20 protein-coding genes and 1 tRNA gene are annotated in these 12,226 nt (G+C 67.1%); 13 read left to right on the top strand and 8 right to left on the bottom strand.

Features of this window, described 5'->3' with window-relative positions:
- A partial coding sequence (locus G6026_RS02000) for a single-stranded DNA-binding protein (RefSeq protein ID WP_182612106.1) occupies positions 1 to 468 on the bottom strand: 468 nt, incomplete at its 3' end.
- A 167-nt stretch (positions 469 to 635) separates the two neighbouring features.
- Positions 636 to 2,666, bottom strand: coding sequence for a cytochrome c oxidase assembly protein (locus tag G6026_RS02005; RefSeq protein ID WP_107758019.1), 2,031 nt, complete (start codon positions 2,664 to 2,666; stop codon positions 636 to 638).
- 106 nt (positions 2,667 to 2,772) lie between these two features.
- On the opposite strand from G6026_RS02005, the gene G6026_RS02010 reads away from it, so the two are divergent.
- Positions 2,773 to 2,845 (top strand) — tRNA-Arg (locus G6026_RS02010).
- A gap of 38 nt (positions 2,846 to 2,883) precedes the next feature.
- Here the strand turns inward: G6026_RS02010 and G6026_RS02015 are convergent.
- The 6 genes from G6026_RS02015 to G6026_RS02040 all read right to left on the bottom strand — a co-directional run bounded on the left by G6026_RS02015 (position 2,884) and on the right by G6026_RS02040 (position 7,064).
- Positions 2,884 to 3,972: a tyrosine-type recombinase/integrase gene (locus G6026_RS02015; RefSeq protein WP_182612107.1), complete on the bottom strand. Its 1,089-nt coding sequence runs from the start codon at positions 3,970 to 3,972 to the stop codon at positions 2,884 to 2,886.
- 8 nt (positions 3,973 to 3,980) lie between these two features.
- Positions 3,981 to 4,223, bottom strand: a complete 243-nt coding sequence (locus tag G6026_RS02020) for a DUF3263 domain-containing protein (protein ID WP_309230131.1) — start codon at positions 4,221 to 4,223, stop codon at positions 3,981 to 3,983.
- A complete protein-coding gene (locus tag G6026_RS02025) occupies positions 4,220 to 4,645 on the bottom strand; it encodes an ImmA/IrrE family metallo-endopeptidase (protein ID WP_182612108.1) in 426 nt (141 codons plus the stop codon). The genes G6026_RS02020 and G6026_RS02025 overlap by 4 nt, the downstream gene beginning before the upstream one ends.
- A 66-nt stretch (positions 4,646 to 4,711) precedes the next feature.
- Entirely contained in the window at positions 4,712 to 5,305 is a 594-nt protein-coding gene (locus tag G6026_RS02030; RefSeq protein WP_182612109.1) for a hypothetical protein, read from the bottom strand.
- Positions 5,306 to 5,322: 17 nt separating this feature from the next.
- Positions 5,323 to 6,306 carry a hypothetical protein gene (locus tag G6026_RS02035; protein ID WP_182612110.1) on the bottom strand — a complete coding sequence of 328 codons (984 nt, stop codon included), beginning with the start codon at positions 6,304 to 6,306 and terminating at the stop codon, positions 5,323 to 5,325.
- 107 nt (positions 6,307 to 6,413) lie between these two features.
- Complete coding sequence (locus tag G6026_RS02040; RefSeq protein ID WP_182612111.1) at positions 6,414 to 7,064, bottom strand: helix-turn-helix transcriptional regulator; 651 nt, start codon at positions 7,062 to 7,064, stop codon at positions 6,414 to 6,416.
- A gap of 277 nt (positions 7,065 to 7,341) precedes the next feature.
- Between G6026_RS02040 and G6026_RS02045 the strand changes: the two genes are divergently transcribed.
- The 12 genes from G6026_RS02045 to G6026_RS02100 all read left to right on the top strand — a co-directional run.
- Complete coding sequence (locus tag G6026_RS02045; RefSeq protein WP_182612112.1) at positions 7,342 to 7,599, top strand: XRE family transcriptional regulator; 258 nt, start codon at positions 7,342 to 7,344, stop codon at positions 7,597 to 7,599.
- A 277-nt stretch (positions 7,600 to 7,876) separates the two neighbouring features.
- Positions 7,877 to 8,098 (top strand): helix-turn-helix domain-containing protein, encoded by a 222-nt coding sequence (locus G6026_RS02050; RefSeq protein ID WP_182612113.1) that lies wholly within the window; start codon positions 7,877 to 7,879, stop codon positions 8,096 to 8,098.
- A complete protein-coding gene (locus tag G6026_RS02055; protein ID WP_182612114.1) occupies positions 8,095 to 8,352 on the top strand; it encodes a hypothetical protein in 258 nt (85 codons plus the stop codon). Before G6026_RS02050 ends, G6026_RS02055 begins: the two co-directional genes overlap by 4 nt.
- Positions 8,340 to 8,549 (top strand): hypothetical protein, encoded by a 210-nt coding sequence (locus G6026_RS02060; RefSeq protein ID WP_182612115.1) that lies wholly within the window; start codon positions 8,340 to 8,342, stop codon positions 8,547 to 8,549. Before G6026_RS02055 ends, G6026_RS02060 begins: the two co-directional genes overlap by 13 nt.
- Complete coding sequence (locus G6026_RS02065) at positions 8,543 to 8,734, top strand: hypothetical protein (protein ID WP_182612116.1); 192 nt, start codon at positions 8,543 to 8,545, stop codon at positions 8,732 to 8,734. Before G6026_RS02060 ends, G6026_RS02065 begins: the two co-directional genes overlap by 7 nt.
- A 15-nt stretch (positions 8,735 to 8,749) precedes the next feature.
- Positions 8,750 to 9,544 (top strand): hypothetical protein, encoded by a 795-nt coding sequence (locus G6026_RS02070; RefSeq protein WP_182612117.1) that lies wholly within the window; start codon positions 8,750 to 8,752, stop codon positions 9,542 to 9,544.
- Positions 9,541 to 9,795, top strand: coding sequence for a hypothetical protein (locus G6026_RS02075; RefSeq protein ID WP_182612118.1), 255 nt, complete (start codon positions 9,541 to 9,543; stop codon positions 9,793 to 9,795). The genes G6026_RS02070 and G6026_RS02075 overlap by 4 nt, the downstream gene beginning before the upstream one ends.
- Positions 9,788 to 10,246, top strand: coding sequence for an NUMOD4 motif-containing HNH endonuclease (locus G6026_RS02080; RefSeq protein WP_182612119.1), 459 nt, complete (start codon positions 9,788 to 9,790; stop codon positions 10,244 to 10,246). Before G6026_RS02075 ends, G6026_RS02080 begins: the two co-directional genes overlap by 8 nt.
- Complete coding sequence (locus tag G6026_RS02085; RefSeq protein ID WP_182612120.1) at positions 10,243 to 11,298, top strand: hypothetical protein; 1,056 nt, start codon at positions 10,243 to 10,245, stop codon at positions 11,296 to 11,298. Before G6026_RS02080 ends, G6026_RS02085 begins: the two co-directional genes overlap by 4 nt.
- A complete protein-coding gene (locus G6026_RS02090; RefSeq protein ID WP_182612121.1) occupies positions 11,298 to 11,714 on the top strand; it encodes a hypothetical protein in 417 nt (138 codons plus the stop codon). Before G6026_RS02085 ends, G6026_RS02090 begins: the two co-directional genes overlap by 1 nt.
- Positions 11,711 to 11,986, top strand: a complete 276-nt coding sequence (locus G6026_RS02095) for a hypothetical protein (RefSeq protein ID WP_182612122.1) — start codon at positions 11,711 to 11,713, stop codon at positions 11,984 to 11,986. The genes G6026_RS02090 and G6026_RS02095 overlap by 4 nt, the downstream gene beginning before the upstream one ends.
- Positions 11,979 to 12,226, top strand: a 248-nt coding sequence (locus tag G6026_RS02100; RefSeq protein WP_182612123.1) for a hypothetical protein, incomplete at its 3' end; no start/stop codon positions are given. The genes G6026_RS02095 and G6026_RS02100, both read left to right, overlap by 8 nt.

The following is a 12,226-nucleotide window of genomic DNA, read 5'->3' on the forward strand; positions in this document are numbered from 1 at the left end:
CTCCGGCGCCTCGCCGGCGTCGCGGGACCCGATCTCCATGGCGTCCGGCGCGCCCGCCGCCTCCTGCGGACGGCCCGGCCCCTCCCCCTCGGGAGCCGGCCCGGATCCCTCGGTCTGGGCCCTGCGCATCGTCACGTCCATCCGGGACAGGTCCGGTCCCAGTGCGGTGACCCGCATCTCCAGATCCCGCTGGATCCTGCCCTCCTTCTCGTACTCGTTGGTCAGCAGGCGGCCCTGGACGATGATGCCGTCGCCCTTGACCAGCGTCCCGGACGCCCGCTGGCCCAGCCTGCCCCAACAATTGGCCGAGAAGTACAGCGTGCCGCCCGTCTTCCACTCCCCGGTGTCGCGGTCCTGGTAGCGGGTGTTGCTGGCCACCCGGAAGGAGAGGACCGAGTCCTCGCCGACCCGGCGGGTGGTGGGGGCGGTGATCACGGTTCCGCGGACGGTGGTGTGGGTCTCGTTCATGGTCTCGCTCCTGTCACACTCGGGCCGACCGTGCGTCGGCCTCGTGCCCCAGAGCGTGCCCCACCTCGTCGTCGTCGAATCCCGGTCGCGCCGCTCGCGGCGCCCGGTCTGTGGAGGGACGGGCAGGGTGTGCAGAAGCGGGCCGCCGACGACGAGGTGGTCGCCCCTCAGGACTTGCGGTCCGCCCGGGACATCGCGCTGAGCATCTCGTTGTAGGCCTTGAGCTCGGCGTCGTCGTCACGCTCGGCCTGGCGCTCGCCGCGCCGGGCGTCCCGCATGTCGCTCTGGTACCACTGCCACGCCAGGGCCAACATGACGATGAACAGCGGGATCTCCCCCGCCGCCCACGCGACTCCGCCGCCGACCTGCTGGCTCTGAAGGAGATCCGGGATCCAGGGCAGTCCGATCCCGCCGTACCAGTTCTCGGCGAGCACGGTCTTGTAGTTCATGAGCATGATGCCGAAGAAGGCGTGGAACGGCAGCGAGCTGAGCAGCACCATGAGCTTGTAGAGCGGCGAGAAGTGCCGCGGTGCGGCGTCGACACCGATGATCACCCAGTAGAACAGGTACCCACTGATGAGGAAGTGCACGTTCATGAACATGTGGCCCAGATGTTCTGAGGCCAGGCCCTCGTAGAACCCGCCGAAGTAGATGATGTAGAAACCCGCCACGAACTGCACGGAGGCCACGATCGGGTGGGTGAGGAAGCGGGACAGGGGGTTGTTGATGAACTCGACGATCCACTCACGGGGCCCGGGCGGGTTCCCACGCCCCGCGGCCGGGAGCGCCCGCAACGCCAGGGTCAGCGGCCCGCCGAGTGCGAGGAGCACCGGCACGAGCATCGAGATGAGCATGTGCCCCACCATGTGGCTGGCGAAGTCGGCCATCATGTACATCCCCATGCCAGAACTGGTGGTGAGGAACAGGATCACGCAGCCGAGCACCCAGGCCACGGTTCGGCCCACCGGCCAGGTGTCACCGCGGCGACGCAGTGTGATCAGGCCCCACACGTACAGGCTCAGCAGGATGACCGCGGCCAGGCCCAGCACCAGGTCGAAGCGCCACACCCCGAACACGGTGCCGAGTGAGAACGGCCCGGGGAGCTCGAAGCCCAGGAGCGCCTCCTGGCGAGTGGGCACGTACAGCGGCGCCGGCGGCGGGGTGCGACCGAGCGAGACCGAGAGCCCGATCGTGCCCGCCATCACCACGGATTCGACCAGCGCTATCCGCACCAGGGTCGGCCGGTCGACGGGAGCGTTTGCCGATCTGGACTCGATCCTGGCGATGATCCGGCGGCGGATGGCCAGGCCGAACAGCGCGAGCAGGACCAGCAGGAGCGCCTTGGACACCACGAGCAGCCCGTAGGTGGAGGAGAACAGGTCGGCCGGGTGCAGCCGCACGAGCGCGTTGATGATGCCGGAGAACCCGAGCGCGATGATCGCGATGGTCGCCACCACCGAGTAGCGGCGCAGGGCCAGGGCCACGCGGGAGCCGCCCCGCATGGTGTGGGCCAGCACGGCGACCAGCCCGCCCACGTAGAACGCGGCGGCGAACAGGTGGATGATCAGCGAGTTGGTGGCGATGTCGTGCGCGGTGCTCCCTGAGGCGTGCCCCGTGGCCGCCACCGGCAGGAGCGAGAGCACCGACACGCCCAACCAGATCACCGACCAGCGCCAGCTCACGGTGAGCCGCTGACCGATCCCGGCCACCAGCGCGATCACCGCCGCCCACCGCCAGGACGAGGCCACGTCGATCTGGTTGATCGCCACGATCCACTGGTCCGGGGGCAGCGCCGCCCAGAACGTGCGGCCGGAGACGTCCGACAGGGTCAGCGGGATGAGCAGAGCCGCGGCCACCGCCCACGAGATGTTGGCCCACGAGGAGATCCGCTGCGATCGGTACCCGTCCACGTCGAGGGTCTTGTCCTTCTGGGGCGGGGTGAAGAACGCCGCGAACAGGGCCGTCCCCACCGCCACCGCGGCGAGCAGCTCGCCCACCGCTCGGACCGCCGGGAGCCCGGCCGTGGTGAGAACGCCCGGGTCCGGGACGCCCACCAGCGCGAGCGCCACCTCCGTGGACATGCCCGACAGCGGGATCACCACCGCGGCGGCCACCACCGCGAGCAGGATCACGACGGGCACCACGCTGCGGGTCGTGAGCGTTCCGGCGCGGGCGGGTGTCGACTTGGACGACGTCATGGCCACCATCGTATTAACCCGATCGCCACGGGCCGATTCGCGGCTGCGGCGCACACCCCCGGATCGGCTATCATCCTTCCGGCGACGCCGGACGCGGGCGTCGCAGGCCTCCGTAGCTCAGTGGATAGAGCATCCGGTTTCTACCCGGCTGGTCAGGGGTTCGAATCCTCTCGGGGGCGCCCAGGTCAGGGCGTGTTTTTGGCACGGCGACCGGCACTCAACCGGTCGCCGTGCCCACATTTTGCCCACATTCCCGTGAGCGCAGTCCCTCCAGGGCGTCGGCGATCGCGTCGAGGTCATCGTCGTAGAGGTGCCCGTATCGGTCGAGTGTGAGCGCGGCGGACTCGTGGCCGAGCATCTCCTGGAGCACCTTGATGTTCGCTCCGGCTCGGATCGCCAGGGAGGCGCAGGTGTGCCGCAGTTCGTGCGGGGTGAGCCCGTCGGGAACATCGGCTTTGGCGACGGCCGCGTCCCACCACCGGCGGGCATTGCGGTAGCGCAGCACTCCCCCACGCGCCGCGGTGAACACCAACTCGTCGGGGCCCTTATCCTTGATCGCGAACCGCAGCTGGTCCGCGAGGAACGGCGACACCGGGATCTTCCGCACCTTCCGGCCCTTCGTCTCACCCCAGTGCAGAGTCCCTGACACCTCGGTCACTGACCTCCGCACGTACACGCGGCGGGCCTTCGGGTCCACGTCCGCCACCTGCAAGGCGGCGATCTCACCCCACCGCATCCCTGTGTAGGCGAGGGTGTTCACGAGCGTCGGCCGCTTCGATACCTGCGCGAGGGATTCCACCTGCGCCGCGGTGAGGTAGCGGCGCTCGCCCTCCGACACCTTCGGCAGCTCGATTCCGTCGCACGGATTGGCCTGAACGAGCCGATCGCGGACCGCGCGACCCATGATCGAGTGAAGGATCGACGCCGCATTGCGCACCGTCTTCGGTGACCCGTCGAAGTTGTCGACCCAGTCCTGAATGACGGCCGGTGTGAGCTTCGCGACGGGCAGGTCCCGCAGCGGCGCCAGGTGCAGCTTCACTGTGGTGGTGTAGCCCGCGCGGGTCTTCGGGGTCACCCGGGTCTTGGATGCCAGCCACGCGTCCGCCACAGCCCCCAGGGGCGTCTTCCCCGCCTCCGGGGACAACCAGGCGCCGGTGGCGAGGTCGACGGTGTTCTGGGACGCCCACAGTTCGGCGGCCTTCTTCGTGGCGAAGCCGCGTTTGTCGGTCTGCCGGCCGTCGGGTCGCCGGTAGCGGACCCTGTAGCGGCGCCCGGAGGCGGTGTCGTAGGCGGTGACGTTCGCCATGTGGCTCCTTAGGCGAGGTCGAGGGTGCCGACCGCGGGCCGGGCCGGACGGCGGGACATGCGGCGGCGGAGACGGTTCACCAGCACCGGGTAGGCGGCGTGGACGTCATCCCGGCCCACGAGCTGGTGCAGCAGTTGGTAGTAGCGCGTAGGCGCGAGGTCGAGCTCGTCTCGGATCGCGGCATCCTTGGACCCGGCCAGCCGCCACCAGCGCCCCTCGAACCGCATGATCTGGTGCTCGAGCTCGGTCACGCGGTCTCCTCCCGTCGGGCGACGATCTGTTCAATGTAGGCACGCTCGTCCGGACGCAGGGCCCGGATCCGCGCGACGAGGATGGCGCGGTCCACCCAGAGGTCGTCAGCCATGCAGTCGTGGGCGCGGCCGTCGTGCCACACAATTGCGTCGGCGAGGTCGTCCAGACCGACGAGCCGGCGCGCGGCAATCTCCTCCACAAGCTGCTCCTCCCGGGCAACTAGGTGGGGCGGGGCCGGCCCTCGCTCGAGGTGCACCAGCTCGTGCGCCAGCGTTGACCGACGCTCCGCCTGGGTGAGCAGTGGGTGCAGGGTGATCGTGTGGCCGTCGATGCTTCCCCTCGCGACGGCTGCGGACCACCTGAGGGTGATATGTGGCAGACCCCGCAGGGCCCGCCACGGGTGGTATCGGTATTCACGCATGACGGGATAGGACCACGCAAGTACGACAAGAACCCCACTTGAGCTGGGATTACACCCGTGTAGTTCCTAGGTTCTGCGCATCGGCCGCAAGCGATTGTCCTTGACAATGCCGTTCAAGGATCTGTCGACATCGTTCACTGATACGTAGGCCGCGTACAACCTCGGAAGAGTGATTACGACTAACCCGACTACGTAGTACACCAGGGCAAACGTGACGCCAGCGAGCACTGAACCAGCGATGGCGCCGAACAGCCCCTCAGACTGCGGAAGCAGTGCCCCCACCGCGGTTACACCGGCAGCCAGGAGGGACAGGACTGCGGCGAAGAGCACATGGGCGACTGACTCGTCGACCATGTCTTTCTCTACGCGATGACCGAGATCATCGGCGTCGAACCACTCGGTGAGCTTCAACCGGAATGAGGCAAGCTGCGAGAACACAGTAAGTAGGGATCCGGTCAGCAGCGCGAACGCCGCTAGCCTTAAGGCAGGTTCTCCCAGGTCTGCCCGAGTGACAAACCCTGCGAGCATCGCGACGAAGGCACCGACGCAGAGGACTCCCCGTGCTACCCAATCTGGCTTGGGAGGTGCACCGTTCGACGGCTGGGTCAGCCCCTTCCAATGCGCAGCCACCAACGATGAGACCGAGAATCTAGACATCATCGCGCGCACCTCCCCTGCTACCACGAACTGAGATCGATTGTTGCACCGATCTCCTTACGAATCGAGAGGGCCTTGACCTTGATCTCCGCCCGCAGGCCAGCGTCAGATGGCCGGTCCGATGAAACGGGATAGGTGAAGACCTCGGGAAGCCGGGACGGGCTAACTGCCTCTTTCCCCGTGTCGGTGTCGAGCACGAGGTATCCGTCGTCATAGGTCAACTCGCCCAGGCCGCCACCAAGCAGTGACCCCATAGCACTGGCGAACGTTGCATCCGCTGCTGCGATCGAGTCCTCTTCCTCGATTGCCTGCCCTACTTCGTCCGCCAAGCTGGGGTCGTCGAGCAGATCATCACGCTCGCCCTCGGCTTCGTCTGACTCCCTCACGAGCACCCCTTTGGCCAGCTCGCGCAAATCGGCTTCCGAGTTGTCGAAAATGCCAGCTTCGATCCTAAAGATCTCGTCCGACCTAAGTCGCGAGTCGGCGACGCTCCGACGAATCAAGACTGCGTGGTCAAGGGCAGCCTGGTTCAGATACTTCTTCAGCCGGTCATGGTCGGCTGCCGCAAATGCGCGTAGCTTGTACCACTCGTTCTCGTGCCCCAGGGTGGCTTGTGCTCGGTCGTACATCCACCGACGAATCCACTTCAGGACGTACATCGTCGGGCATGCACCGCCGATCGACTCGACGGCCAGCAGCCCCGTCGTACCGGCAGTCGGAGGCAGGATAACGACCCGGTATGCGCGCGTTGGGGCCAGGTCGCCGAGGGGCGTGTCGTCAGTCGAGTCCTCCCCCAAAGGCACTCCCAAGTCCTCGTCCTTGTGGCGCCCGTAGCGAACCTGGAGCATCAAGTTGTTGGTGCCAAGTTCAGACACGCTCTCAACGCGGAAACACGGGCGGATGCGCCGCTCCGCAGCCGTCAGCGGGGGTTCCCCGGGTGCACGTGGTGTCCCGAACTCCTTTGTCCCCTTCGCGTCTTGGAGAACATCTTTGAGAACGCTCACAAAGTCGACTTTTCGGCCACCTACTTTGGTGTCAGGCCACTTCTGAGGTGTTCGCCCGTCTCGGATCACTAGATCCATCGCGAAGAGACGAAATCCGTAACCTGGCATCAGGCACCTTCCTCTGGTCCATCGACATCGCCCACCTCGGCGTCTCGGTCTTGCTGCTCCCGAAGCCACTGCCCCTTCGAGCGCCCGGGCAGGTCGCGTGCGGCGTGCAGCTGTTCGGGGTCGTACGGCAGCGGTTCGTCCCGTTCCTCGTCCGCTTCGTCTTGCCGGCGGGCTTCAGTGGTGACGCGGTCGAGCATGTCGTCGACGTCCGGGGCTCGGTGATCCTCGAGCCAGGCGACGTCGGCGCCCTTCATGGGGGTTCCGCGAGTCCCAGTCTCTGCATCAGTCGGCGTATCGCCCTGCGCGTGCGTCGTGCCCTGGTCTTCATTGCCCTGCACTCTCCTGCGAATTTCCATTAGCAGCGCGTCGATGCTGACGGCGCTCAGGTCGGCGGTGAGGGCTTCGCCGTCGTCGGCGTAGCCCCGGAGTGCACGAGCGGCCGCGGTTCGCACCGTCTCAGTGGGGAGACTGAACGCCTTGGCGATGCCGGCCATCGTCGATTCGTCCGGCATCTGGCCCAGCCGGGGCCGGTCGTCCCGGAGGATCCGGGATACCAGAGCCCTGCTGAGGCCGGAGGCGCGGACGAGGTCGGCTTGGCGCCAGCCCCTTGCGTCCATCTGCTCCTGTACGAAGCGCTTGTACTCATGCACGGCTAGACCGTCTCGCTTTCGTGGTGTGCCTGGCAATGGCAGTTGGCCGGGCCCGTCAACCGCAGAACGCAAAAGTGTCGCGATTGCGCGTCAACTAGTTAACCGCATGTTCGCACTAGTTATGACCTGCGACGTGCCGAACTACAGCGGTGTAAGTGCTTGACGCTTTGTCAAGCAGTGCGCTACGTTTTGTTGCGTACCGCTTGACAACGAAGCGCACCGGGAGGAATCTATGTCTGTCGCCATGAGGCGTCGAAGCCGATCACGAGGGGTTTGGATGAAGGTTCGAGATGCCGACCTGCTCGTCAGGTACATGGAGAACGCCGACTTCTCCCAGGCGCGGCTCGCCCGCTACTGCGGTTGCAGCCGGCAGTTCATCCACATGCTCGTCACGGGCGAGCGGTCAACTTGCACGAAGCAGATCGGCGAACTGATCGAGGAGGCGCTGAGCGTCCTCCCGGGCACCCTTTTCGTGCCCAATTCGTCTCGCACTACGAAGCGAACTGTCGCGCATCGCGGTCCTCGCGCTGCATGAGAACGGCCCCGCACCGGGGGCATCCGGTCGGGGCCATGAACAGAAAGAGGTCTGTCGTGAAGAACGATACCGCAACCGTAACCGCAATCCCGTGCGGCAAGCTCGCCGACGGCTCACCACTCCCGCCTCGAGAGTTCGTCATTACCCGCGCCCCCGAGCCATTCGGCGAGGGCAAGAGCCGGCTCTGGGGCACGTGTCGGGCGTCCGCCCGACACAACCTGGTTCGTCAGGCGCCGCTCGCCGTCGTGTGGAACGCCAGCGTTGTGACGGTGCCAGCATGACGACCCGCGTAGACGTCGCCCGGGCATCGTTCAAGCTCGTCCTCACCTCACAGGAGGCGGGCGCTCTGGTGGGCCGCGACCCGAAGACGGTCGCCTCGCTGTGCGAGCTCGGTGTGATCCGGGCGTCGCGGGACAAGGTGGGCGGGCCGTGGCGGATTCCGCGGTCCTCGTTGGACGCGTGGGTCGCGGCGGGTCAGCCAATGGCGGTGTCGTCATGACGCGTGAGGAGGCGATGCACCGTCACCCCGCCGGCACCGCTCTCGAGGACGCCCGCGACCGGGAAGCGATGGCCGTCGGCAACAGCGGCCGGATGGATCGCCTGAACGAGAGGCACCACGCCTTCTCGACCGGTCCACGTGCGAGGTGGGCGAACGCCGTCGGCCCAGTCTCCATCGTCACCGTGCTGTTCGCTCTCGTGCTCTGGGGCTCGGTCGCCAGCGACTTCGGGAGGTGGCTGGCATGGGGATTCTGATCGTCCTCTACTGGTTCGCCGTCGCGTTCGCCATGATCTTCGCACTCAGCACCGGGTTCGGCCTCGCGTTCGGGTTCACACTGCGTGAGGCCCTGGCCGGGGCATTCTGGCAGGCGCTCATCATCAGCGTGGCCGGGGCGGCCCTGTTCGCCGCCATCTGGTTCGGCCTGGCCCTCATGGGGGCGCCGACATGGTGAATCCTCTCGACCGCTGCGCCGCCACAGAACCGGAGTTGTCCGACGAGGAGCTCGACGCCGCGCGCGAATGGCTATACGACGACTGGGCCTCTCGCGGCTGGTCCCGCGAAGACGCCGCCAAACACATCGACGACCAGCTCGCCATCGAGCAGGCCGACTACCTGCGCAACCACCCCACCACCTGAGCTGAGGACTTCACCATGCCCACATTCGTAGCGCCGTTCACCCGCCGTAACTACGGTCGCGGCCACGGCTACCGCGACGCCAACGGCCAGAAGGTCCCCGGCGTCACCACCATCCTGTCCAACGGCGTCCCCAAGCCCGCCCTCGTCGGCTGGGCCGCCAACACCACCGCCGGATACGCCGTCGACCACTGGGACGAGCTCGGCGACCTCACCCCCTCCAAGCGGCTCGACAAGCTCAAAGGCGCCCGATACGCCGACCTCGACGCCGCCGCCAAACGCGGAACCGAGGTCCACGCCCTCGCCGAGAAGCTCGTCGTCGGTCAAGAAGTCACCGTCCCTGACGAACTGGCCGGCCACGTCGACTCCTACGTCCGGTTCCTCGACGAATGGGACGTGCAAGCAGAGCTCGTCGAGTTCGTCGTCATGAGCCCGAAGTACGGGTACGCGGGCACCGCCGACCTGTACGCCACCATCGTCAACCCCGAAGACCCGGACACTCGCCTCCGAGCTCTGCTGGACATCAAGACCAGCCGGTCCGGGATCTTCGGCGAGACCGCCCTGCAGCTGTCCGCCTACCGGTTCGCCGAGCAGTGGGGATCCCTCGACGGGAAGAACGTGCAGGCCTCCCGCCCGGTAGATCTGGTCGCAGCGATCCACGTCCGCGCCGACGGCTACGACCTGATCCCGGTCCGCGCCGACGAGTCGACGTTCCTGCGGTTCCGGTACGTGCAGCAGGTCGCCGACTTCGCCGACCACTCCCGCGAGTACGTCCTCGACGCACTCGAGCCGCCCATGCAGGTCGCGTCGTGACCGGCGACCGGCGCCCGATCGCCGGGGTGGCGATGCACACCCACGGCGTGGAGGACAACCAGTCGATCCCGCCGGGCTTCATGACGACCGTCGAGCTCACCGGCGAGAACCGCGACCTGCTGACCTTCTACATCACCGCCCACCGGATCGGCCGCGACGAACTCGCCGAACTGCTGTCCATCGCCCACCAGGCGCTCACCCACGAGAATCGTCTCGAAACCGACCACAACCACGGAGGTTGTCGTGGGTGAGCGCTGGAAGAGTATCCCCGGCTACGAGGGCCTGTACGAGGTCAGTGACCACGGGCGCGTCCGATCCCTCCGCTACGGCCTCATGCGCACCTTCACCGGGTCGCACGGCTACCAGACCCTCACCCTCAGCGTCGGCGGCGTCCGCGAGTCCGTGCTCGTTCACCGCGCCGTCCTGGCCGCGTTCGTTGGCCCGGCGCCTGAGGGCGCGGACGGCTGCCACAACAACGGCGACCCGTCCGACAACCGACTGGCCAACCTCCGATGGGACAGCCGATCCGGGAACAACTACGACAAGCGGCGCCACGGCACCGACCACAACGTCAACATGACCCACTGCCCCGCCGGGCACCCCTACCAGGGCTGGAACCTCATCGTCGTTCCCGCTCGCCCATCCGCCCGCTACTGCCGCGCCTGTACATACGCACGCACCACTGCAAGGAGATCAGCATGAACAACCTGCCCGACACCACCTCCCCATTCGAGGTCGTTCCCGCCGCCACGCAGGCCCCCGCACCGTCACCCTGGGAGCAGCACGGTCACCACATGCGCGAGTGGTTCGACCTGTTCCAGGGCTCCTGGAAGGCCGCCGAAGTGCTCGCCGCTACCGACTTCGTCCCCGACGCCTGGAAGGGCAAGCCCCACAGCGTGGCCGCCGCCATGATGAAGGGCTACGAGATGGGCATCACCCCCATCGACGCCCTGGCCAACATGCACGTCATCAAGGGCAAAATCGGCTTCGCCGCCGAGTACATGCGCCGCCGGATCATCGAGTCCGGCCACGAGTACGTGATCGAGGAGTCGACCGAGACCCGATGCCGCATCCGTGCACGCCGCAAGGGCGGCGAGGAGTGGCAGCAGTTCACCTTCACCGCGGACCAGGCGAAGAAGGCCCGCATCGACCTCGGTTCGTACCCGGCCGACAAGCTGGTTGCCCGCGCGTCGTCGCGGATGTGTCGCTACATGTTCCCGGAGGTGCTCAACGGGTTCGCCCTGTCGGAGGATCTTGAGGATCTCGACGAGCCCGCTCCCGCCCCCGTTCAGGCGACGGCGCAGCGGTCGGCGCCGGCCGCGCGTAAGACGGCTCGCCGGTCTGCGCCGTCCCGCGCGGTCGAGTCGGCGAAGTCTCAGGCTCCTGCTCCGGCCGAGGAGGGTTCGGGGCAGGCCGTGTCCGCGGGGATGCCGCCGCTGCCGGGTGACGAGGACACCCCGGCAGCGGCGGAGTCGGGCACGGGTGAGGAGTCGCCCGCCCCGGCCCCCGAGGGGTCGGGGTCGGGTGGCTCCGAGGCGGCGGATGTGTCGGGCGGTGTCGAGATGTGCACCCGGTCGCAGCAGCAGAAGCTCGCGATCCTGCTGAAGGAGGAGGGGTTCAACGAGCGCGCGGAGAAGCTTGAGTACCTGGAGAAGAACTTCGGTCGACCATTCACCTCGTCGGCGGAGCTGACCAAGGTCGAGGCCTCCCAGTTCATTGACTTTCTCGAGAACGCCCAGGCCGGTGAGCGGTGATGCGCAGCGCGAAGACATCGATCGAGATTGACGGCACCTCCTACGAAGCGCAGCTCGCCACGGTCAGCTCCACAGCTCTCGGGATGAACGACCGGGGCCTGTTCACCGCGTCAATCACTTGCACCTGGGAGGGCGGCGGCATCTCTCCCACCGGCGATTACTGCCTCGACACACCCCAGCGAGACGAGGACGGCAAGTTCCTCGGCCGCGTCGGTACGGGACGCGGCATGGACTACATCACCCGCGTGCTAGAGGTCACCGGCGTCAGCACATGGGAAAAGGTGACCGGCCGTCGCCTCTGGGTCCTGTTCCCGCAAGGTGCCGGCGGGTGGGGTAGCCGGTCGGTGGGAATCGCGTCAGTCGACTCGGACGAGCACCTGGTGTTCGAACAGTTCTGGGCGAGTGCACAGTCGTGACGCTCAACTCCTCCGATCTCATACAGCGCCTGCGCACCGGCGGCGGCTGCTACGAACCACACGCCGTGGAGATCGACTGGCGGTCGATCTTTGACGACGGCCCGACGCTCAGCACCGGATTCGATCCCGAGGTCGGTGTCGACGCGAGCGCCGACGCGGCCGCACTTTCCGGCGACGAGCACTCCACCCACCCCAGCTTCGCCCTCCCAGCCTGGCGCGACTCGTACGTCATCCGTCCCGCCACACCCACCAAGGAGAATCCCCATGTCTGAATCTCGAAACATGCGTGCCCGCTTCTCGGGCTCCCCATCTGACCTGCTCCCCCACGACCCGGAGATCGGCGAGACCATCACGTTCGTCGTCACTGCTCGCTGCGCGAAGCACGTGGAGGACGAGACGGCCGACGGTGAGCGCCGTTGGACCGCCGGGTTTGTCGTGTCCTCGGTCAAGAAGGTCGACGGCGAGGTCCCCGTGTCCCCGGACGGGCCGGGTGACGAGCCACTGCCCGGGTT

It is taken from the genome of Dietzia sp. DQ11-38-2, from assembly GCF_014145055.1.
GTDB lineage: Bacteria > Actinomycetota > Actinomycetes > Mycobacteriales > Mycobacteriaceae > Dietzia.